This is a genomic window from Pontibacter russatus, from assembly GCF_009931655.1.
Classification (GTDB): domain Bacteria; phylum Bacteroidota; class Bacteroidia; order Cytophagales; family Hymenobacteraceae; genus Pontibacter; species Pontibacter russatus.
Genome location: NZ_CP047984.1, coordinates 4590145 through 4612669, shown reverse-complemented (window position 1 = coordinate 4612669; position 22525 = coordinate 4590145). Strand labels below are relative to the sequence as shown.

Genomic DNA, 22525 nt, shown 5'->3' with positions numbered 1-22525 from the left:
ACCGTTTTCAACAGATACCGTGCAGCCCCTCCATATATAGAAAACTCCTTGAATCCTCTCCTTTAATCCTACCGGGGCGGGATTTACAAACTAACTGATATTGTGCAGGTTCCATTTTGTCCCCATTCGAGGGCAGCGCATATATGGCGTGAGCGTCCTCACTCGTGTCTATTATCCTCGTGTCTATATCATAGGGCCTCCGGACCATATATGTCTATATAGTCTGTATTTATAACTCAAGTTGTGATATATAAACCTACCCGAATCCTAAGAATTGGAAACCTGCCCCTCCCAAGATGGGAATTTTCCGCAAGAGTAATTTCTTCCCCTCCTCGGAGCTCATCTTGTAGGTATTTAGTTCATGCCGCAAGTTTAGCGACAGCGCAAATGTGGTTGTCCATGAGGCAAGTCACAGACTTGCCTCTCCCCTATAGTACTTTCGCAAGTTGAAAACTTGCTGCTATATACAACCGCCAGTTTCGCTTCGCTAAAACTGGCGGAATATAAAATTTATATATACCCGCTGCTTCAATTTGTACGGCTGCATGTTTTTCCCTACAAGATGAGCTTGCTAAGGGCGGGTTATATATCTACAGCGAAAGTAAATCGCAACTTGGGTTACTTAATAAACCACTTTTAGCGCTTCTGCGTACTCCCTGACAGCTCCCCGAGACGTATAAAGGTTTCAGCTGATACTGTTTTCCTCAAGCTGTTATACGGCTTTGTCATTTTGAATGGCTGTTGAAGGGGCACTTCCACTTACCTATATGAAGATCGCAGAACTCAAAATAATGCGCGGGCCAAACTACTGGTCCATCAAACACCCTAAAATCATTGTCCTGAAGCTGGACCTGGAGGATTTGCAGGATATACAGACAAATGAGGTGCCGCAACTGGTGCAGAAGCTGCAGAAGCTGTTTCCGGGCATGATCACCCACCGCTCCTCTGTCGGCACCGAGGGCGGCTTCTTCCGGCTGGTGCAGGAAGGCACCACCTTCAGCAAGGTGGTGCAGCACGTGGCGCTGGAACTGCAGACCATGGCGGGCATGGACAGCGGGTACGGACGGCGCTACGCAGCCAACGAGCCGGGAATGGACTGGGTGGTATTCTCTTATCAGCAGGAGCGCGCCGGGGAATATGCGGCGGAGGCTGCCGTGCGCATCACGGAGGCGTTGGCGAAGGGTGAGCGGGTGAGCGTGGCACAGGACATCGCCAGGCTGCACCAGATCCGGGAAGACGAGTATTTCGGCCCCAGCACCGAGGCCATTATCCAGGAGGCGGTTTCGCGCAACATCCCCTACATCCAGAACAGGAACAGCAACAGCATCCACCTGGGCTACGGGGTATACCAGCAGCGCATACAGGCCGCCATGACGAACAAGACTTCCTTCTTTGCCGTGGAGTGCGCCGGCGACAAGAACATGACGAAGCTCATCTTAGATGAAGCGGGCATCCCGGTGCCACAGGGGCAAATTGTGTATGACGCAGCCGAACTGGCGGAGGCCGTGGAGGAACTGGGCTACCCCATCGTGACAAAGCCGCTGGATGCCAACCAGGGCAAAGGCGTCAGCATTAACATCCAGACGTGGAAGGACGCGCTGAAGGGGCTGGCCGAAGCCAGGCGCTTTTCGGGTGCGGTGCTGGTGGAGCAGTTTATCCAGGGCTCCGATTACCGCCTGCTGGTGATTGACGGCAAATTCATAGCCGCCGCCAGGCGCACGCCTGCCATGGTAGTGGGAGACGGGCTGTCGACCATCCGGCAGTTGGTGAACGCCGTGAACAAAGACCCGCGCCGGGGTGTGGGCCATGAGAAGGCGCTCACGCACATCAAAATCGACAAGCTGACGAGGGGGATTTTACGGGAGAAAGGGCTGACGCTGCAGTCGGTGCTGGCAGAAGGCGAAACGCTCTACCTCAAGAACACCGCCAACCTGAGCACCGGCGGCACCGCCACCGACGTGACTGACATGGTACACCCCTACAACGTGCTGATGGCGGAGCGTATTGCCGGCATTGTGGGGCTGGATATATGCGGCATCGACGTGATGGCCTCCGACATTGCCATCCCGCTGCCCGAGACAAGAGGCGCCGTGATAGAGGTGAACGCCGCCCCCGGCCTGCGCATGCACATCTCCCCCACCGAAGGCCTGCCGCGCAACGTGGCCGACCCCATTATCAACATGATGTTCCCTTATGGCTGCCCCTCCCGCATCCCGATTGTGGCCGTGACCGGCACCAACGGCAAAACCACCACTACCCGCCTGATTGCGCACATGCTCAAGTTCAAGGGATATAAAGTCGGCTTCACCACCACCGATGGCATTTATATACAGGACAGGAAAATTATAAAGGGGGATACCACCGGCTCGTTCAGCAGCGAGTTTGTGCTCAAAGACCCTACTGTGAACTATGCCGTGCTGGAGTGCGCGCGGGGCGGCCTGCTGCGTTCGGGCCTCGCCTTCACGCAGTGCGACATCGGCATTGTGACGAACGTGTCTGCCGACCACCTCGGGCTGAAGGACATCAACACCGTGGAGGAAATGGCCGACGTGAAAGCCGTGATACCGAAAACAGTGTACGCAGACGGATACGCCATCCTCAACGCCGACGACGACCTGGTATACAACATGGCCAACGGGCTGCGCTGCAAAGTGGCGCTGTTCAGCATGGACGAGGACAATGCCCGCATCCGGGACCACATCGCGAAAGGCGGGCTTGCTGCCGTTTTTGAGGACGGCTATATCTCCATCTTCAAGAACACCTATAAAATACGGGTGGACCGCGTGGCCGACGTGCCGCTGACGTTTGGGGGAAAGGCAGAATTCAATATTCAGAACGTGCTGGCCGCCACACTGGCCGGTTATATAGCGCACCTCGAGATTGGCGAAATCAAGACGGCGCTGCGTACGTTTATCCCTTCCTCCGAAACCACCCCCGGCCGCATGAACCTGTTTCAGTTGCCCAGGTACGACGTGCTGATCGACTATGCCCACAACACCGCCGGCATGCAGGCCATCAGCGGCTTTATCAGCAAGGTGCAGGCGCGCCCCAAAATAGGCATACTGGCTGGCATTGGCGACAGGCGGGACGAGGACACGCGCGAGGTGGGTCGTATTGCCGCCGAAGTGTTTGATGAAATTATCATCCGCCAGGACACCGACCTGCGAGGTGCCAGCGGCAGGAAAATAAACAACCTGTTGAAGGAGGGCATTTTCTCTGTGAAGCCGGAACTGGAGCCAAGGGAAATAAATCAGGAGATGCGCGCACTGGCCTATGCGCTGGAGTACGCGCCGGAGGGGGCCTTCATCGCGCTGTTTGCCGAGAACATACCCGAGGCGGTAAAACTGGTGGAGAGTTTCCGGATAATCCAGCACCGCAAGCAGGCCACAGACCAGCTTAGCTGAAGTGTATACAGGGAGTTAAGGCCTATATAGAAGTCCAAGAAATATTTCCCATGAAGATGATTTGTCTTATCGTACGACAAGGTTATCCTAAAAGGGAACTTCTATAAAGTGTATTTGATTCTCTGTTGCTGGATTATTTTCATTTATATACCCTAACGGATTGGTGCAGCCGAAGCTTGTAGCGTAGCAAGGGTTACGGCTGCACTGGGTTACAGGGTAGTAATTTTTATTTTACAGCTCAATGGAGATTTTCACTTTCCCGCCCAAGCCTTTTTCAACTATGTCAAATAAGGTTTTAAGTGTAAGGTTACTTCCGTCATTTTCAACTCTTGAAATATAAGTTCTTTTCTTATCAATAATTTCGCCTAATTCCTGCTGGGTAAGATGTCTTGCTTCACGCGCTTTTTTTAGTTCAATTCCTATCTTGAATGATTCGAACTCCCTATCCAGGTTATCGCGTCTCGCTGTTCCCTTAACACCGTATACTCTGTTCTTGATGTCTGCCCAAGAGCTAACTTCTTTTTGATTATCTTTTCCCTTCATAATATTCAGCCATTAATTGTAGTGCCCTATCAATTTCTTTCTTTGGTGTTTTTTGTGCCTTTTTCTGAAATCCATTTAGAAGTATTACCAGTTTACCTTCATCAAAGAAGCAGAACACCCGCCAGATGTTAGAACCGAGCTGCACCCTTGCTTCATAAAGGCCGTCCGTACCTGCTAAGTGCTTCAGATAATTTTGAGGCACTCGTTCAAGTGTTTCTATCGCTTCCAAAATCTTGAATATCTTGTCCTGCACCTTAACAGGTTGCTCTTTTAAGAAATCTTCAAAGTAGTTTCTGTAAGCAATGATTTCTCTAATTTTCTCCATCTGCTGTAATATCAACAGTAAATGTAACTTAAAAGTTACTAAAACTGCTAAAAAAATATTCTTCTTTTATGATTCCTTATTTTCCGTAACGTGCTGGTATAGCAGATGGCGAGGCGTTAGCCGAAGCTTAACTGCTATACTTTGTTGGCTACCGTTTTATTTAATAACAGTGCATTACGTATTGTCTTTCTTCCCTATGTTCTATTACATCACCAGTTATCGGGTTAATGCTTAGTATCTCTACATCAGCAAAGCACCGTTCTTCTGCTAAAGTGTTAAAAACTCGCCAATAGTGTTCATGTGCTTTTACATCAAATTCAAGCCGCTTTATAATTGGCTTAACTGCTGCTTTTAAGGAAAGCTTGTTGATAATGCTGTCAATCTTTTCTTCAGATAGCCAATTTGATGGTTCGTTTTTTAGTATGAAACTTGGAACATGGCCCGTATATATTTTTTCCTTGGGATTTAAACTGCTGTCAAGCTTCACAAAAACATACTTATTTACCCATTTGTATTTGTAATCAGGGTGGTCAATCTCAAACTTGATTTGAGTTTCAATGAAATTCCCCCTTGTTTTAGAAGCCTTAGGAAGCTTCTTCCATTTTTCCTTACCTGTTTTGGTACGGAATTTATAGGTGTCGCTCCCGCCATACTTAAAGTATTGAGAAGCCTGCTCGCCTACTGCTTCCTTCAAATGCTTCTTCGCTTCACTAATAATTTCTTCACGAGAATATGTTTGTCCCAATCCAAATTGGCAAATTCCGAGACTTAAGAAGATTGTTAGTAGGATTTTCATCTATGAATTAAATGTTAGCCAACGTTTAGTGCAGGCTATGGAAGAGGCGTAGCCGAGAATAGAGCCTGTACAGGGTTATGCTAAGTGATTCTTATTCGATTTTTACTGGTAAATAGAATGTTGAAGGCTCTGTACAGCCTTCACTATTGTTCTTTTTCAATTTTATGTAATCAACATGCTTTGTCAGGATTGGCAGTAGTTGCTCCAATTCTTTATTAGTCAGTTCTAACGGCTCTTCAGACTCCTTGTGACGGAGCCTTGTCATCTCGATTTCATACTTATTGAACTTTAAACTTTCTCTGTTATAGTCAGCCTTAAGAACAACTAAGCCACTATAATCCTTTTTTAGCGAGAGAGGTTTTACATTGTCGTCAGTTAGCTGGTAACAGGGAACTTCAATTGGACAAACTAATGCTTCTGATGTATCGGCACTTGTGGCTATCTGTTGCTCAATCTCAGAGGAAGGTGTTCCCACTTCAGCTTCTTCTATTGATTCGCACGAAAACAATAGCAGCGTAAGCAGAAGGTATGTTTGAGCAAGCAAATTAGCCATTTTCATTCTTGATTTACATTAAGCATAACGGAACAGGCCATAAGACGGTGAAGCTTGTCTGACTTGATTCAATGTCTTATGGGCAGTGTTGGTCGGGGTTGTTTTTCCCTTTTTTTTCCCGGCTCTGCGTGTTTTTAATAAGGGGAAACAACCCGGATGGTTGTGGGAATTTACACCAATTTAAAATCACTTTCTAAGTGGCGCTTTAGCCGGAGGCAATGCCGTTAATAGCGGGGTATTAGCGACGTTGCCGCAGGCGCCGGGCTCCGGGCTGCAATAAAAAGAATGACGAACTAATCATTGGCCTCTCTATTGCCGGCAACTTGCTCTGGAAAGAACCACTCGGGCGAAGTTCTATACTTGACTTTGTCATTTGGCAGGTATAACTTCGCCCACCACAGTCTTGCCTGGACGCTTCCGTCCGAAAGCACGCGCTTTCTCCCGGCATCGCCGAAGCAAGACTTCTCCGGCCCAAATTCCATTTATGCCTTTGGTTCTTTCCCGAGCAAGTTGCCTTAGCTTTAATGGCCTTTGATGCCATCCAGCCCCTTAAAAGCCCGAAAGACACGCCACTTTTAAAACTGTAAATCCACAATCACGGCCAACGTTTAAAGCTTGCCGAAGGCGGGGCTTACGGGAGCACCATCTGTCAAGCTACCACTAATGTTTATTAATTGCCGAAAAGTTTCTGTAACCACGTCCGCCCCACTTTTGGCAAGGTGCTGTTACCTGCAGTTTTTTCTGTCCGCATATACGTGTCCCAGAGCAGTTTTCCGTCAAAGTCTATTTTATATTTTGTCTTTGCAAAGTCCGTTAATAAAATACCGTCACTTTCAATTTTAAATTCTTCTTCATTGTCTATTGATACAAAAATGTCTGCACCACCAAACTCCCATTTTTTATTCCCGTCTTTGTCAAGTTTTGTTACTTGAAGTTCACCGTGTACTATGTAGTCGTCCTGCTGTTTGAAAATTTCGAAGCAAGTCGCTTGGTCAGCTTGAGTTTTCCATTTTAATTCAAGGTCGGGAAGTGACAAGGTAAACACGGTGTCGCAACAGCAAATTACTAATCTGTCATTGTCAACAAGCGATGAATTTTGATGAACACCTGTCGCACCGCCTGAGCCGATTAAAATACAACTGTCAATAATTTGGTCTTCACGATAAATTTTAATTCCGTGCTTTGAAGTAGGGTACTGCTCTGCATTGCCTCCGAAGTAAGTCTTTGAATAAACGAAATTGTTGTCCGCAGAGCCAAATTTGTAGGTCGGCTCGTCAAGAACTTCAATTGTCAAATCTTTATATTGATGTCGGTTCATTTCTATGTCGTCCTCAAACTGCAGGTAACGTTCAGTATATGCAAAGCCCGCAGCGAAGCAAGGGTTTTGTATATGCATTGTTAGCAGCAGATTATTTTTTCCTTTTACCTTTAAACCCTGTTACTTTATTTAGAAGTATATTAAAGTCGTCCTTGTCTATTGTTCTTTCGTCTATAGTCATTTTTACACTATCTTCAAATTGCAAGGTCAGTTTCCTGAATTTTAGATATTTCAAATCTTTTGAAAAAAACCTGACAACATTCAAAGGGTTTGATATATAGTCCGTATTAACTAATTTAGTTTTATATCGTAGCAATGTTGTTAAGTCAACAACTCTCTTAATTAATCCAAAGAGATTATATTTAAATAATTTATTGCCTTCAATTTCATAGTATTCAATTTTCCACAATCCTGGTAGGACAAATAGAACACCTCCTACACAGCACCAAAATAATCCTGCCGGAGAGGTTAATCCTAAAGAAGGTGACACTACGGCTGGGATAATGAAAATCATACCATAACCCATAATAATATAAGGTACTGTTTTGTCAGCTTTTGTTCTCATAAATTTGCTGCTAACTATGATATATACGTGAACATACGCTTATCTGCACTTTGGGCGATAGTAGTATGGTCTGTTGCACGGTCTATTTTCTTCCCAATCAAAATCCTAAGCGCCTCCATTTTTCAATTATATATAGTTTCACTAATATAAAACACTTTTATAGATTATCAAGCGGGCTCACTATCTTTTCAAGCGAGTGGCTGGTCACGTGCGTATAGATTTCGGTGGTCTTGCTGTTGCGGTGGCCCAGCAGCGCCTGGATGTAGCGCAGGTCGGTGCCCTGCTCCAACAGGTGCGTGGCAAACGAGTGCCGCAGCGTGTGCGGCGTGGCTTTTACCAGCACCCCCGCCTTCTCTTTGCTGGCCCGGAACACACTCCGGATGCTTTCGACGGTGTACTGCCCGCCGGTCTGCCCCTCAAACAGCCACACCTTGGGGCGGTATACCTTGTAATAGGCCCGGAGGCTCTCCAGTAGCTTTTGCGAGAGCAGCGTGGTGCGGTCCTTTTTGCCCTTGCCCCCGCGTATCAGCAGCAGGTTGCGGCCCGACTGCACATCCGTAATCCGCAGGTTTATCACCTCGCTTATCCGTAAACCCCCGGCATACAGCAGTTGCAGCATGCAGCGGTGCTTGAGGTTCTCGGTTACCGACAGAATCCGGGCCACCTCCTGCTTGCTGAGCACCACAGGCAGCCGCTCGGGCTTCTCCGGGCGCTCTACCTGGTTTAGCTGCACCTCGTGCCGCCCCAGTACCCGCTGGTAATAAAACTTGATGGCATTGATGCTTTGATTTACGAAAGAGCATGAATACTGCCGGCTCTGCACCATGTTCCGGTAGTAGCCGTTTATTTCCGCCTCGGTAAAATGTTGTATCGCCTGCTGCCCGGAGGCTTTGTGTGCGTTCAGAAACCGAAGCAAAAGACTGTGGTAGGTGCGGATGGTACTCATACTATAGTTAAGCAGCAACAGCTTCTCCAGGTAAGGCAGCGGACAGGCCATATAGTCTGCCCCCTTTTTGTAGGTCTGCTCCCAGAGCCTGGCCAGCAGGCCAATGTCGCTCACCTTCATGGTCTGGGCAAGCCATACCTGCGCTACGCCCTCCAGCTCTGAGAGCAGGGCATGGATGCTGGCGCTGTCCGGCGGCAGGGTAAAGCATCTGAGCGCCGGGGCCCAGGTGGCTGTGCGGCTGCGCCACAGACACTCATAAATGTCTCTGTTAAACTGAAAGCTGAGTTGTATCAACGCCTTGCCCTCCTGCTCCAGCGGCTGCAGGCGCACCACCGGGCGCACAGGCACCTTCTCCAGCGGCTCCGAGGCATGCTGCCTGCTCCCCGTCACCACCAGCCCCGCTGCCGGCCGGAGCCGCCTGGGGCGGTGAAGGTAACGCACGTCTACCCTGGCAAGGCCCTGGAAGTGGGTGTAGGTCATTTCAATTGCCTGGGGCGTGTGATGCATGACAAAGCACTTATATGTTTTGCTAAACTTAATCCAAGCCGCTTCCTTCAGCCTTTTGCTGATAAAAGGGTTGGGTTTGTGCCACAGGCGGATATACTTGTTGCCCTCATGCTCGAGCGGGTTAAGAAATACAGTAGCCTGGTTGGTGGCATAAGCGTTTGAGTTAGAGCCTGCCATGGGCACAAAGTAAAACCTTTGGCAACCGCAGCCGTGTTTATACGCGTGTATAAACGGATATACACGCGTATAAACACGCTTTAGGATGACAGGAAAAGCCTGTGCCGAATGCGGCACCGCGATGCAGGGCCGCACAGACAAGAAATATTGCTCTGACCAGTGCCGCTTTCTGCACAACAACCGCAAACGAGGCAGTGACAAAGGGGAAATGCTCCTGCTGAAGATAAATACGGCGCTCCGCCGGAACCGCAGCATCCTGCGCCGAGCCAGCCCTGAAGGCAAAACCACCGTCAGCAGGCAGTTCCTGGAGTTAAACGGTTTCGACTTCCGCTACCACACCCACCTCTACCGCACCCAGAAGGGCAACACCTACCACTTCTGCTACGATTATGGCTACCTGCTGCTCCCCGACAACAAAGTGCTCATCGTGAACCACCAGCCCTATATGGACGACCGAAGCCAGCCATAGAGACTGAGTATATAAACAAAAAAGCGGCGGCTATATATAAATACAGCCGCCGCCCCAAAATCATATATAAATCCTGCTTACACGTCCACGCGGGCGTATTTGGCGTTGCGCTCGATGAAGTCGCGGCGCGGGCCCACCTCGTCGCCCATCAGCATCGAGAACAGGTGGTCGGCCTCGGCGGCGGATTCGATGGACACCTGCTTGAGGCTGCGGTGCTCGGGGTCCATGGTGGTGTTCCAGAGCTGCTCCGGGTTCATCTCCCCCAGACCCTTGTAGCGCTGCACGCCCACGCTTTCCTCGCGGCCCTTGCCCAGTTCCTGTATGGCGTCTACGCGGTCCTGCTCGCTCCAGCAGTAGCGTTCCTCCTTGCCCTTCTTCACCAGGTACAGCGGCGGCAGCGCGATGTATATATAGCCGTTCTCAATCAGCTCTTTCATATAGCGGAAGAAGAACGTGAGGATGAGCGTGCGGATGTGCGAGCCGTCCACGTCCGCATCCGTCATGATGATGACTTTGTGGTAGCGCAGTTTCTCCATGTTCAGGGCCTTGTCGTCTTCTTTCGTGCCAAAGCTCACCCCCAGGGCCGTGATCATGTTCTTGATTTCCTCGTTCTCGTAGATGCGGTGCTCCTGCGCCTTCTCCACGTTCAGGATTTTACCGCGCAGCGGCAGAATCGCCTGGAACTTGCGGTTACGGCCCTGCTTGGCAGAACCGCCCGCCGAGTCGCCCTCCACCAGGTAAATCTCGCAGTTCTCGGGGTTGCTGTCGGAGCAGTCGGCCAGTTTGCCGGGCAGGCTGGTGCTGGAGAGCACGCTCTTGCGCTGCACCATCTCGCGGGCCTTGCGGGCCGCAAAACGCGCCTGCGCCGCCAGTATCACCTTCTGCACGATGATGCGGGCCTCCTTGGGGTTCTCCTCCAGGTACTGGGTCAGCATTTCGCCCACGGCCGTGTCCACGGCGCCGGAAACCTCGGAGTTACCCAGTTTGGTCTTCGTCTGGCCCTCAAACTGCGGCTCCTGCACTTTCACGGAGATAACGGCGGTCAGGCCCTCCCGGAAGTCGTCTCCGGCAATCTCGATCTTCACCTTGTCCAGCATCCCCGACTTATCGGCGTAGGACTTAAGCGTGCGGGTAAGGGCGCGGCGGAAACCGGCCACGTGCGTGCCGCCCTCAATGGTGTTGATGTTGTTGACATACGAGAAGATGTTCTCGGCGTAGGAGGTGTTGTACTGCAGGGCAATCTCCACGGGCACCCCGTTCTTCTCGCTCTCCACATATATGGGTTCCGGTATAAGCGTCTCGCGCGTCTCGTCGAGGTAAGTCACAAACTCCTTCAGCCCCCCCTCCGACAGGAAAGAATCGCTCAGCGGCTCCCCCTGCTCGTTCATCTCGCGCAGGTCCTGCAGGTTAATGCGGATGCCCTTGTTCAGGAAAGACAGCTCGCGCAGGCGGCTGGCGATGGTGTCGTACTTAAACTCGGTGGTGGTGAAGATGGAAGCGTCCGGCGAAAAACGCACAGTAGTTCCGGTCTTGTCCGTAGCGCCGATTTCGCGCACCGGGAAAGCGGGCACGCCGATGTTGTAGTGTTGTTCAAATATTTTGCCGTTGCGGTGTACCGTCACGTGCAGGTCGGTGGAAAGTGCATTCACGCAGGACACACCCACCCCGTGCAGACCGCCGGAAACCTTGTACGTGTCTTTGTCGAACTTACCCCCTGCGTGCAGCACCGTCATCACCACCTCCAGGGCCGAGCGGCCTTCTTTGGTGTGGAAGTCTGTCGGGATGCCGCGCCCGTTGTCCGACACGGTCACGGAGTTGTCTTCGTTGATGGCCACTGAGATTTCGTCGCAGTGGCCGGCCAAGGCTTCGTCGATGGAGTTGTCCACCACCTCCCACACCAGGTGGTGGAGGCCCTTGATGCCGATGTCGCCGATGTACATGGCGGGGCGCTTGCGCACGGCCTCCAGCCCTTCCAGTACCTGTATGCTATTTGCTGAATAATCGTTGGCTAACTGTTTTTCTTCTACTTCACTCATGTGTGTGTCAAAAGATGGATTAATAGGTAAATTTACCACTTTTATTTCGTAATACGATATTTTTAGAGGCCATAAAACAGACCGCACCGGATGCTCCCCGCCAGGGCCGCGGCCGGTGCAGTGAGGGCCTTCTTTATAAACATATCTACCCCCTGATTAGTGCCTGCGCCCACTGCCTTAATCCCCGTAAAACACAAAAAGACCACCCGTTCTGGCAGGTGGCCTTTTGCATGTGTAGAAACAGGAAAATTATAAAAACTTGTGTGCCGGGCGGTTCTGCTACAGCCGCCGGGCCTTTACTTTGAGCCGCGACACCACGCGGCGGTTAAAATCGTTATACTCGGGTCCGTACGGCACCGTGTTGTCCATCTCCTCCACCCCAACTATCTCATACTTCCCCTCGCCGTCGGCCAGAAAACCGAGTTTTGCTTTGGCATGCGCCAGGGCCTGCTGCATCAGTTGCTGCTGCACCTTCCGGCGCTGCTCCTGGTCCAGAAAAGTGCCTGATATGTTCAGGCTGAAGGGGATGTTGCGCCGCAGCATGTCGCGCAGGATGCGGCCATACATGGCGCTGTCGGCGGCCAGGATATTGTAGGAGATGCTGGACTGCATCATGTTCGGCGTTATCTTCTGCTGCCCCATCTGCTCAGGCATGTAGTTGATGTAGATGTTGTCGCTGGTGAGCACCATGCCGGGCACCTCCCGCTGCAGCGAGTCGGCCCAGGCCGAGAACTTGTCGCGCAGGCTCACGGGCCCGTTGTAAGAGAGGTTGAGCCGGTAGCCGGCATCGGGCATAGTCTGCTCGGCCTCGCCAATCACCTCCAGGTAATTCTCTCCGGCGTTGCTGCGCATGTCGCAGCTGCCGAGGGCGCCCACACCGGCCAGCAGCGCCAGCACCCAAACGCTCACCTTTTTCATTTTATATAGTTGTTATATATATAGGCTTTTAATAACGAGAACCGTGCCAGAAACTGCCGCATCGTGTACGGCGGGCAAATAAATTTTACCGAAGAAAAGAGCGGCCGGGGCATACTACCTGTGCCTGAAATCTGCAGATTTGCAGCTCTAATCCTGATGCCATGCGAACCGTTCTCCTGCTGCTCGTCTCCAACATCTTTATGACATTTGCCTGGTACGGGCACCTCCGCTTCAAAGAGGTCTCGCTCTGGAAAGTGATCCTCATCAGCTGGCTGATTGCTTTTTTCGAGTACTGCTTCCAGGTGCCCGCTAACCGCATCGGGTACGGCCAGTTCTCCGCCTTTCAGCTCAAGACCATCCAGGAGGTGATTACGCTGGTGGTGTTTATAGCCTTCTCGGTGCTGTACCTGCGTGAGGACCTGAAATGGAATTATATCGTCGGCTTCGTTTTGATTCTGGCCGCTGTGTTCTTTGTCTTCAGGAAGTGGTGAGTTCATGCTGGATGTCGCATTGCCGATTGTTCGGTAAAACCTGCCAGCCGCCCCGCATCCGTCATTCCTTTCTTTCACCTGGGTTTTAAGCTCCCTGCATGGCGCAACCTTAAACCCTCTGCTATCGTGTGCGTTAGTTTTATACAGGACTTACACAAAAAGTATAGGCAGTGCGAGAAAGTCCCCCTTTGAAGGGGGCAGGGGGATGAGAGGTGGCTGGAAATACCCGAGCTGCTTTAGCTTGATGATAAGTAGCATCAAATATACCCGTTATAATAACTGTCCGCAGGTGTTATCATCACCCTCACCCCCTTCAAAGGGGGACAAAATTGACCTGCCTAAGTCCTGTTATATATGTTACACACTAAAACAGAGATAAAGCTATGGCAATGAACTTTGAGAATTATGCGAAAGACGCGAAAACCTGGCTGCATGAGTTCTGCACCTACCTGGGGATAGAGGATGAGCAGAAAGCTGCCCGCATCTTCCGTTCGGTGCTGCACGCCATCCGCGACCGCATCCCGACCGGCGAGGCCATCCACCTGGCGGCACAGCTGCCCATTCTTTGGAAAGGGATCTACTACGACGGCTTCACCATTCACGAGCCGGTGCGGATCCGCCACGAGGACGAGTGGCTGGAGTATATCCGCAGCAAGGACTCCGGGGCCGGAGATGCCGATTTCCCGACGCTGGACCACGCCTACTACGCCTTTCACGATGTGATGGCCTTCCTGCGCAAGCACCTCTCCGAGGGGCAGTACAGGCAGGTGGCGCAGGCGCTGCACTCCGAGTTCACCGTGCCCGCCTAACCGGAAGACAACCAACAGAGAACTCCACGGGGCCTGGCTAGCGTCAGGCCTCGTTTTTTATATGTCCCAACAGCCCCTGACCGAAACCCAAAGCTGCTGCTATGCCAGGTACAGCCCCTTAATTTGGAGGGTGCTTGTACTTGCCAGCAGCCGGGCCTACCTTTGCAGCACATCATATATGGCACTGGTTTAACTTTTCCCGGGGCTGAGTATCTGCATCTGCCTGCCCGTTGCGGCCTCACAAGCCGGGCCATTGAGACCAGCGCCTGTAACAGTAAACTTTTTTGCCCATCATCGCCTTTTATATAGGAACACGCCATGAAGAAAAAACTCTTACTGCTTGCCCTGCCCCTGCTCACCGCAATGGGTTGTTCCGAAGGAAACTCCCGGGAGGAGCTGCAGCAGCAGGAACTGGAAGCCACGGTGATGGCGAAGCACGACAGCGCCATGGCCCAGATGGGAGACATTTTCAAACTCCGCCGCAGCCTGCAGGCCCTCCGCGACACCCTTTCCGCCCATGGACCCGATTCCGCCGCGCTGCAGGCGCTGGAGCAGCAGGTGGCAGGCCTGGAAGCGGCCGACGAGGCGATGATGGTGTGGATGCGGAACTACGAGGCACCGGACAGTCTGCAGCACGGGCAGGCGATGGAATACCTGCAGCAGGAGCTGCAGAAAATAGAACGCGTACAAACAGTCATGGACAGCACCATTTCGGCTGCCCAGGAAACATATAAGACATATGAGCAACAACAGTAAATTTAATGCCCTCCGCCGCGGTATTTTAATTGCCGCATTAGCGTTGTCAGCAGGTTTTATATATAGCTGCACCGAGATCGGGGCCGAAGGCAACACCCTCCCGATACTGGGCGAGCGCGAGGCGGTGGCGCGCGAGGTGAACGGCAAAACGGTGGTGGACACCGTCTACCACCAGATTCCGGACTTCGCTTTTGTGGACCAGGACAGCCAGCAGGTGACGCAGCAAACGGTGGACGGCAAGATATACGTGGCGGATTTCTTCTTCACCTCCTGCCCTTCCATCTGCCCCAAAATGAAGAGCCAGATGCTGCGCGTGTACGAGGAGTTCAAAGACGACCCCGACGTGCTGCTGCTCTCCCACTCCATCGACCCGCAGCACGACACGGTGGCCGTGCTGAAAGACTATGCGGAGCGCCTGGGCGTGGAGTCTGAGAAATGGCACTTCCTGACCGGTGAGAAAGACAGCATCTACGGCATCGCCATGCAGTACCTGGTGGGGGTGGAGGAAGACGGCAACGCGGCGGGCGGCGGTTTTACGCACGGCGGCCACTTTGTGCTGCTGGACGGGCAGCGCCGCATCCGGGGCGTGTACGACGGCACCAAGGAAGCCTCGGTGGACCAACTGATGCAGGACATTCCGCTCCTGCTGAACGAGAAGCAGCATGCGCAGAAATAAGTGGCTGTCGGTGGCGCTGGGCCTCCTCTCGCTCTCCACCCTCACGCAGTGCTTCACTGACAATCAGAACGAGGGCCAGCGCCTGTATGCCGCCAACTGCCAGAGCTGCCACATGGAGGACGGCAGCGGCCTGCGCAGCCTCATACCGCCCCTCGCCGGGGCCGACTACCTGCAGCAGCACCGCCAGCAGTTGCCCTGCCTGACGCGCCACGGCGTGGAAGGGCCGATGGTGGTGAACGGAATCGAATATAACCGTGCCATGCCCGGCGCAGAGCAACTCGGCGCCGATGAAATCACCAACCTGCTCAACTACATCCAGACAAGCTTCGGCAACAGCAACCCGCGTTATACTATTCAGGAGGTGGAGAAGCTACTGGAGGCCTGCCCGCCCCATTATGATTGAGCAAAACAGGCTACAACAGATCCTCCAGTTTAAATACCGGGTCAGCATTGAACCAGTCGCAGATGAGGCGGTAGGAGATAGAGATGCGCGGCGGCAGGCGTAGGGAGCCATTCCGCAGACCAGCCGCTATTTCATTTCGGGTAAACCAGCGGGCATCCTCCAGTTCGTCGTTGTCCATATATAAACTCCGGCTGCTGGCCGTGGCGCTGAAGCCCACCATGATAGAAGCCGGGAATGGCCAGGGCTGCGACGAGTGGTACGTAATTGTCTGTAATTCCACGCCCGTCTCCTCCTTTGCCTCGCGCGCCACCGCCTGCTCCAGCGTTTCGCCCGGCTCCAGAAAACCCGCGATGGTGGCGTACATGCCTTCCGGCCACGTCGCCTGCCGCCCCAGCAGGCACGCATCTCCTTCAGATATAATCACGATGATGGCCGTGTCGGTGCGCGGAAAGTGGTGCCGGCTGCAATTTTCGTTGGTACATTCCCGCACGTGCCCGGCGTGGGCGCCCTGCGTCGCGCTGCCGCAGTTGGGGCAGAAGCGGTGGCGCAGGTTCCAGTGTACCATCCCGCGGGCGTAGGCCAGCAAAGCACCATCTTTTGGGGGCAGTTCCAGCGCGGAAGTACGCAGGTCAGCCAGTATATATTCCCCGCCCAGCAAATCCGGCAACTGCTCCTGCATTCCTTCCAGACCAAGGGCAAAATACGGCACCCCATCCTCTGAGCCCAAATACACCAGCACCTCCGCCTGTGCCGCAAGGTCCTCTGCCTCCCGGCGCGTCAGGATAGCTGCCTGTCTGCCCGACTCCCGTTCGCGGAGCAGGTTGAGCGTGTCGTGTACCACCAGCACCCGCGCCGCCTGCTTTTGCCAAAGCTGTTGCATGTGCGTGGCATCCGGCCGCATCTCAGAGAAACGGTTCAGCGGGTTATGGGAGAAGTAGTTCATCGTTTAAAGACAGCGAGGCGGGAGTTTATACATGGAAATTGTACCGCCGAGGAAAAGGAAAAGAGCCAGTCCGTGACGTGGAGTGGCTCTTTTATATATGATTTTCAGCGGAAGGTATGTGGCTGCGGATTAGCGGCCGAAATCATCCTGCACGCGCACAATATCGTCTTCGTTGGATGGATTCTCCGCATCGGTGTGCTGCCATATCTCAGCCAGCACGCCCCACTCCTTAAGACCCACCAGGCGGTGGCGCTCGCCCTGCTTCAGGGTGATGTAATCGCCGGGGTGCAGCGTTTTCATCTCGCCTTCTTCGTCTGTATCGCTGGTCACGACGCCCACAGTGCCACGAACGGCTTTCCATATCTCGGCGCGACGGTGGTGGTACTGCCACGACAAGCGTTTATCCGGCGCCACCACCAGCATCTTCGGGCTCAACTTGCCAGATATTTTCAGCTTGTCCACCGACATCCCTTCGAAGTAGGTATCTGCAAACTGCTGCGCCTGACTCTCGTCAATCACAAAGAAGCCTCCCCAGGGCCTGCTTTGGTCCTGCTTGTCGATGTGAAAGCCCTGTGCGGTTAGTTGCTGCTCTATTTCCTTAAAAAGCTGCTGCTTGTCGTCTTGGGTCGGCATGTTTATATATCCTGTTTGTGTTATGGAACATGAGTGAGGCGTAAAAGTAAACGAATTTGCGGTTTTCTGCACCACGCGCGCGCAATTTTGCCAGGGATATGCACTCTTGAGATTAGAGTCGACAAGCTTTTCTTATAGCTCTGTTGCTTCTCATTGCCCTGCGATTGGAGGACTTTATGAGGTGGACAGAACCATATCATTATATAATTAGGACCTTCGCAAAACGGCCCTTGCCGTGTGTTTTCAGCGGCAAGTTGTTGATGACAACACCAACAACGGCCGAATTTGTTGGTACGCTTCTTTTTGCATAAGTCTTAATTATATAACGCCGATTTACTCCTGTTGTTGAAGTTTGCCCCTCCCCGCCTATTCCTTTACAGCCACGGCCTTGCCTGAACCTTTGCGGGTGTTCAGCTTTGAGACGATATAAGTACCCACCTGTTTTCCTTCCTCCGCTCCGTTTACAATGGCCGGCATATAATGGATGCCACCATACAGCCTGCTGATGGCGGCTTCCTCGGCCGCCTGGTTAAAGGACGTGAAAGACCTCACTGGCAATCCGTAGGCCACCTCAGTGGAATCTATATAGGAAAAGGAGGGGCCATATAGATCAGTAAGAACCACGGCGGCGGCGTTGGAGATAACACTGTGGCCGCTGGGGTATTCCGGAAAGGGCGGTGTCTGGAGGAGCGGCACCCATTTCTCATCCACCAGCGTGTTGATGGCGGTTTCGGGGCGGATACGGTCACTGCGGTATTTCTCGTCCCAGCAGCTGATGAACCCATCGGCCAGCGCCACCGACACACGGGTATAGGCTTCCAGCGTCTCCATCATATCAGCGTCCGCCTGGCGGGTGGCGATGCCGGTAATGCCCAGCCAATGGCCGCCGGGCGTGATTTTCTTGGTGGCGTACATCACGTGCCCGGTAGTGTGCATCACAAAGGGGTTGCAGTCCCAGAAGCTCGCAATCTGCCGCTGCTCGTCCGTCAGGTTGGTGGTGGCGGTATATACCTCCATGACCTCCTTGTAGAAATCACTCTCCTTGTCGGTGCTGTAGCTGGACGGCTTGACGGGGGCAAACTGGTTGCAGGAGTCGATGACGAAGGGGCGTACCTTGTACCAGAAAGGTTCAATGGCATCCATATAGGCCGGGGGCGTGGGTGCCCAGTGTCCCGGCTCCTGGGACACGGTGTGGCGGAAGCCTCTTGTCTGTTTGTAGCCGTCTTCTGCGGCGTAGGCGACGATGCTTTTGGCGGCGGCCTGTCCGTAGCGGATGGAGCGGTTGTAAACCTCCTCCGGCACGCCCATCTCCCGGTACTTTTCATACAGCTGCGCTTCGTATTCGTCGAGCATATGGGCAGAGAAAATAAAGCTGCGGCTGACGGTCAGGAAGGCATTGAGGCTGGCCAGCGGAAAGCAATAGGCCGAGTCCGGCGCAGGCTGCGGGATGCCTTCAAATCCGTTCAGCTGCCCCGCCAGCGACTGATACTCCGGGAAGTCGTGCCGCAGCACCTCGTAGGCAGCCACCTGCGGGTAGGCATAAATGCGGCTGGCAACGGGCGGCGAAAAAATGTCGTGCGTAATCACCTCCGTCAGCTTGTCCACGGACTGGTGCAGAAAGGCAGGGTTTGCAGCAGCCTTGGTGTAATCCACGTCCTTTTGCTGGCAGCCGCCCATGGCTCCCAGAAACAAAAAAAGGAAGGCGGTCAGTATCTGTTGCTTTTTCACGCGTCAGGTATGTTCAGTTCAAAAGTATATATAATCCTGTGCTTTTAATTCAGGGGTTGGCTTTGGTTGCCATGGCAGTGCTTGCGGCTATATGGTCAGCGACAGGCGCTTTTTCCATTTTCCTGAACACCTGCAGCGGCTCGTTGTTGCGGGCCACCAGCAGCAGTTCTCCGCCATCGGCTGTGCGCAGCTTTTTGATGTCCCGCACCTGGCCTTCCAGCACAAACCCGGCGTCGGCCAGACTCATCGCCTCAAAATTCCCTTTCCCGTTCCCTTGTAGCAGCACACCGTAACTGGCATCATACCGCCCCTGGTAGGTGCTCACGCCATATAGGTTGCCGCCTGTTATGACATCCAGGTTGCCGTCCTGGTTCATATCGGCTATGTGCATGGCAAACAGTTTGGAAACCTGCGCCTCCCGTGGCAGGGTATGCCTTTTGAACTGCCCATCGCCGGTGTTCTCCCAATAGACAGACGCAAAGGTGTTCACATCCAGCATTGGCGCATCCTTCAGCTCGTCCTGGTCAAAAATAGCCTCTATGGATTTGCCCGCATAGCTTTTGTAGTCCGTGAATTTTTTGTTGATGAGCGGCAGCTGCTTTCCCAACTCATCTTTGGTGGCCACCGGGTACCAGTTGTCGTCTACCTGATAGGCCAGGATATGGTCCAGGCTCTCGTTGCCGTCGATGTCCTTCACATACATCCGCAAGGTGCCGTTTTCCTTTTTCCTGAACTTGGTGTTGGTACCCAGGTTTCCGGCCATCAAATCCATATCGCCGTCTTTATCAAAATCGGCGGCCTGCACGGTTTGCCAGAACCCTGTCGCCTCGTTTAGCCCGTTCGGGTCCGTCACTTTCTCAAACCTGTTCCCCTTGTTTTGGAAGACAGTCAGCGCCATCCAGTCACCCGCCACTACCAGGTCGGTCGTGCCGTCGTTGTCGTAGTCGGTCCACACGCCGTCAGTCACCATACCGGCTTTTCGAAGTCCGGGTGCGAGGGCGTCTGTTTTGTCGGTGAAGCGGCCTTTGCCGTCGTTCACGAGCAGGTACGAGTTGGGCGACACGCCATACTGGTAGCCCAGCACCCGCCCCCCGACAAACAGGTCCAGGTCGCCGTCCTTATCGAAGTCGAAGGGGCGCACGCAGCTCTTGTTGTCGTATAGGGCGGGCAGCGCGTTGCTGCGGGAAAAGTTGCCTTTGCCGTCGTTCAGGTACAGTCGGTCGAACTGTTCTTTCATCTCACCATAGAACTCGTTTCCGCCGCTCACCACATATAAATCCGGGTGTTTGTCGTTATTGGCGTCAAAGAAAACAGCGTCCACGTCCTCGTAGGTCGAATCTGCCTGGAAGAGCGCCTGGTTCGTGGCCGTGAAACCGCCATCCGGCTGCTGCCTATACAGCGCCCCGGCCTGCCATTTGGCCCCGCCTATATAAAAGTCATCGAGGCCGTCCCCATTCACATCGGCCACCGCTATTTTCGGGCCTTCGGTGGAGGTCTGGAACGGAATCAGGCTTTCGCGGTAAAACTCAAGGTAGTTGTTTTCCTGGTGTTTAAAGTTTACCTGGAAGCTCTCCGTCACGTCCTCATATAGCGGGGCGGGTGCCCGGAACAAACTGTAATAGGCGGTGCCAGGAAGCTGCGCTGCGGCTTGCTCCAGCACCAGCGTGGTGTCGGCTTTGATGTTTGTCTTCAGCTCCACCTGCTGGTTTCCCCAAATCACCACCAGCGTGTCCACGCTCGTCAGCTTGCCCAGGCCGAAGTTCAGGACCGGCTCCACCGACGACATAAATCCCCTTGTGGGCGACAGCTGCTGCACCTGCACCTTGCCCTTGCTTTTGAGCAGCACTTTCGCCCCGTAGCCGAAGGCGTTTGGGTTCTCCCCTTTCAGCCTGACTTTCAGGAAATTGTTGCCCATCAGCTTCTCGCCTTTGTTTCTGTAGATGCTGGCGGGTGCGTTGATGTTGTTGGTGATGAGCTCCAGGTCCCCGTCATTGTCCAGGTCGGCATATACCGCCCCGTTGGAGATGGAGGGCGCGGCAAAACCCCAGCTCTGCGACTTGTCATCAAAGCGCAGGCTGTCGGAGCCTTTATAGAGGTAGTTGTGGACTTTGCCGTCCGGCATCATGGCCACAGCCTTCTGGTCGAGGGTCTTTGAAATCCTGGGCGCGTAGAACATGGAGTCGGTGGAGGCGAACTTGATGTAGTCCATGTTGTTGGGCCGCCGCACAATGCCGTTGGTGATGAAGATGTCCTTGATGCCATCGTTATCGTAGTCGGCTAGCAGCGTGCTCCAGCTCCAGTCGGTTGCCGCCACACCGGCCATCAGGCCGATATCGGAGAATTTCTGCCCGGCATGGCTCAGCTGCAGGCAGTTGCGGCTGTACTGGTTGTAGTAGCCGAACTGCAGCTTGTACAGGAAAATATCCATCGGGTCCTCCCCCATCGATGTCTTCTCCACCACCTCGTCCTCGGGGTACATATCAAGAGTCATCAAATCCGGATAGCCGTCGTTGTTCATGTCCGCCGCGTCGCAGCCCATCGAGAACCGGCTCAGGTGCCGGAAGTGGTCTTTCACGCTTTCGGTGAAGGTGCCGTTGCCGTTGTTTATATAGTAGTAGTCGTCCTCATGGAAATCGTTGGACACGTAGATGTCGTCCCAGCCGTCGTTGTTCATATCCGACACCACCACCCCGAGGCCGTAGCCCATGGCCGCGCCATATATACCTGCCTGCTCGCTCACGTCCTTGAATTTCACTGGCTGCCCCTGCGGCGCATTTCCCTCGGCAGAAACCAATTGGTTTTCAAAGAGGATATCGCCTGCCTCGTTGTCGCGGAGGTTGCGCGCGGTCACGCGGTCGTAGCTGCGGGAGGTGTGCACGGCGTGGTTGAGCAGGTATATATCCATATCACTGTCGCGGTCATAGTCGAAGAAGGCAGCCTGCGTGGAGAAACCGGTGAAGTCCAGGCCATAGTCAGCAGCCATCTCGGTAAAGGTCACCTGCCCGTTGGCGTCAGCGCCGTTGTTTATATATAGCTCGTTTGCCCCCTCCAGGCCCTGGTAGTCGCCCACCGCGCAGACATATATATCCAGCCAACCGTCGCCGTTCACGTCGGCCATGCTCACGCCGGTCTGCCAGTCAGCATAACCCTCCACCCCGGCCGCCTCCGACACATCCTCGAACTGCAGGTTGCCTTTGTTCAGGTAGAGCTTATTTTTTCCCTGGTTCGAGACGAAGTACAGGTCTGTCTGGCCATCGTTGTTCAGGTCCCCGGCGGCTACGCCCGCGCCGTTGTAGAAGTACAGGTAGCTCAGGATGTTCAGTTGGTCGGTGTCCTGCAGTTGGTTGGTGAAGCTGATGTGCGTCTGCGTGGAATCAAGCGGCTCGAAAAGCGCATGCTCCGCCACGTTGGCCTTTGGCTGACAGCCGGTAAGGGAAGCGGCTGTTGCCAAGGCAAAAGCAAAGATGCTTCCCACTCCTCTCAGACTTTGGCGGTGCTTTATATATCGGGTGAAAAGGTGTTGCATGAG

Annotated in this window: 20 protein-coding genes; 7 read left to right on the top strand and 13 right to left on the bottom strand. The window is 53.4% G+C overall.

Annotated elements, in window-relative coordinates; all coding sequences use genetic code 11:
* The first annotated feature begins 767 nt into the window (after positions 1-767).
* Complete coding sequence (cphA, locus tag GSQ62_RS19110) at positions 768-3404, top strand: cyanophycin synthetase (protein ID WP_161890981.1); 2637 nt, start codon at positions 768-770, stop codon at positions 3402-3404.
* A gap of 231 nt (positions 3405-3635) precedes the next feature.
* Here the strand turns inward: cphA and GSQ62_RS19105 are convergent, their stop codons facing one another.
* From GSQ62_RS19105 to GSQ62_RS19075, 7 genes are all read right to left on the bottom strand, one after another.
* Positions 3636-3947: a helix-turn-helix domain-containing protein gene (locus GSQ62_RS19105; RefSeq protein WP_161890980.1), complete on the bottom strand. Its 312-nt coding sequence runs from the start codon at positions 3945-3947 to the stop codon at positions 3636-3638.
* On the bottom strand, positions 3931-4272 hold the full coding sequence (locus tag GSQ62_RS19100) for a type II toxin-antitoxin system RelE/ParE family toxin (protein ID WP_161890979.1): 342 nt from the start codon (positions 4270-4272) through the stop codon (positions 3931-3933). The genes GSQ62_RS19105 and GSQ62_RS19100 overlap by 17 nt, the downstream gene beginning before the upstream one ends.
* Positions 4273-4432: 160 nt before the next feature.
* Positions 4433-5068 carry a hypothetical protein gene (locus GSQ62_RS19095; protein WP_161890978.1) on the bottom strand — a complete coding sequence of 212 codons (636 nt, stop codon included), beginning with the start codon at positions 5066-5068 and terminating at the stop codon, positions 4433-4435.
* 91 nt (positions 5069-5159) lie between these two features.
* Positions 5160-5621, bottom strand: a complete 462-nt coding sequence (locus GSQ62_RS19090) for a hypothetical protein (protein ID WP_161890977.1) — start codon at positions 5619-5621, stop codon at positions 5160-5162.
* Positions 5622-6291: 670 nt separating this feature from the next.
* Positions 6292-6939, bottom strand: coding sequence for a hypothetical protein (locus tag GSQ62_RS19085; RefSeq protein ID WP_161890976.1), 648 nt, complete (start codon positions 6937-6939; stop codon positions 6292-6294).
* Positions 6940-7030: 91 nt separating this feature from the next.
* Positions 7031-7504, bottom strand: a complete 474-nt coding sequence (locus GSQ62_RS19080; protein ID WP_161890975.1) for a hypothetical protein — start codon at positions 7502-7504, stop codon at positions 7031-7033.
* A 157-nt stretch (positions 7505-7661) separates the two neighbouring features.
* Complete coding sequence (locus tag GSQ62_RS19075) at positions 7662-8957, bottom strand: tyrosine-type recombinase/integrase (RefSeq protein ID WP_237586827.1); 1296 nt, start codon at positions 8955-8957, stop codon at positions 7662-7664.
* 262 nt (positions 8958-9219) lie between these two features.
* Between GSQ62_RS19075 and GSQ62_RS19070 the strand changes: the two genes are divergently transcribed.
* Complete coding sequence (locus GSQ62_RS19070) at positions 9220-9603, top strand: hypothetical protein (protein ID WP_161890973.1); 384 nt, start codon at positions 9220-9222, stop codon at positions 9601-9603.
* 77 nt (positions 9604-9680) lie between these two features.
* Here the strand turns inward: GSQ62_RS19070 and gyrB are convergent, their stop codons facing one another.
* Both gyrB and GSQ62_RS19060 read right to left on the bottom strand, forming a co-directional pair.
* Entirely contained in the window at positions 9681-11639 is a 1959-nt protein-coding gene (gene gyrB / locus GSQ62_RS19065; RefSeq protein ID WP_161890972.1) for a DNA topoisomerase (ATP-hydrolyzing) subunit B, read from the bottom strand.
* A 279-nt stretch (positions 11640-11918) separates the two neighbouring features.
* On the bottom strand, positions 11919-12557 hold the full coding sequence (locus tag GSQ62_RS19060; protein WP_161890971.1) for an ATP-binding protein: 639 nt from the start codon (positions 12555-12557) through the stop codon (positions 11919-11921).
* A 161-nt stretch (positions 12558-12718) separates the two neighbouring features.
* Here GSQ62_RS19060 and GSQ62_RS19055 point away from each other — a divergent pair, with 161 nt between their 5' ends.
* The 5 genes from GSQ62_RS19055 to GSQ62_RS19035 all read left to right on the top strand — a co-directional run bounded on the left by GSQ62_RS19055 (position 12719) and on the right by GSQ62_RS19035 (position 15692).
* On the top strand, positions 12719-13048 hold the full coding sequence (locus GSQ62_RS19055) for a DMT family protein (RefSeq protein ID WP_161890970.1): 330 nt from the start codon (positions 12719-12721) through the stop codon (positions 13046-13048).
* 383 nt (positions 13049-13431) lie between these two features.
* A complete protein-coding gene (locus GSQ62_RS19050; protein WP_237586826.1) occupies positions 13432-13857 on the top strand; it encodes a DUF2267 domain-containing protein in 426 nt (141 codons plus the stop codon).
* A gap of 318 nt (positions 13858-14175) precedes the next feature.
* On the top strand, positions 14176-14613 hold the full coding sequence (locus tag GSQ62_RS19045) for a hypothetical protein (RefSeq protein WP_161890969.1): 438 nt from the start codon (positions 14176-14178) through the stop codon (positions 14611-14613).
* Positions 14597-15289, top strand: a complete 693-nt coding sequence (locus GSQ62_RS19040) for an SCO family protein (RefSeq protein ID WP_161890968.1) — start codon at positions 14597-14599, stop codon at positions 15287-15289. The genes GSQ62_RS19045 and GSQ62_RS19040 overlap by 17 nt, the downstream gene beginning before the upstream one ends.
* Positions 15276-15692, top strand: coding sequence for a c-type cytochrome (locus tag GSQ62_RS19035; RefSeq protein WP_161890967.1), 417 nt, complete (start codon positions 15276-15278; stop codon positions 15690-15692). The genes GSQ62_RS19040 and GSQ62_RS19035 overlap by 14 nt, the downstream gene beginning before the upstream one ends.
* A gap of 10 nt (positions 15693-15702) precedes the next feature.
* Here the strand turns inward: GSQ62_RS19035 and nudC are convergent, their stop codons facing one another.
* The 4 genes from nudC to GSQ62_RS19015 all read right to left on the bottom strand — a co-directional run bounded on the left by nudC (position 15703) and on the right by GSQ62_RS19015 (position 22522).
* Positions 15703-16635, bottom strand: coding sequence for an NAD(+) diphosphatase (gene nudC / locus GSQ62_RS19030; RefSeq protein ID WP_161890966.1), 933 nt, complete (start codon positions 16633-16635; stop codon positions 15703-15705).
* Positions 16636-16764: 129 nt separating this feature from the next.
* Positions 16765-17268 (bottom strand): cupin domain-containing protein, encoded by a 504-nt coding sequence (locus tag GSQ62_RS19025; RefSeq protein ID WP_161890965.1) that lies wholly within the window; start codon positions 17266-17268, stop codon positions 16765-16767.
* A gap of 366 nt (positions 17269-17634) precedes the next feature.
* Positions 17635-18996 carry a vanadium-dependent haloperoxidase gene (locus tag GSQ62_RS19020; protein ID WP_237586825.1) on the bottom strand — a complete coding sequence of 454 codons (1362 nt, stop codon included), beginning with the start codon at positions 18994-18996 and terminating at the stop codon, positions 17635-17637.
* Positions 18997-19045: 49 nt separating this feature from the next.
* On the bottom strand, positions 19046-22522 hold the full coding sequence (locus GSQ62_RS19015) for a VCBS repeat-containing protein (RefSeq protein WP_161890964.1): 3477 nt from the start codon (positions 22520-22522) through the stop codon (positions 19046-19048).
* Positions 22523-22525: the final 3 nt, after the last annotated feature.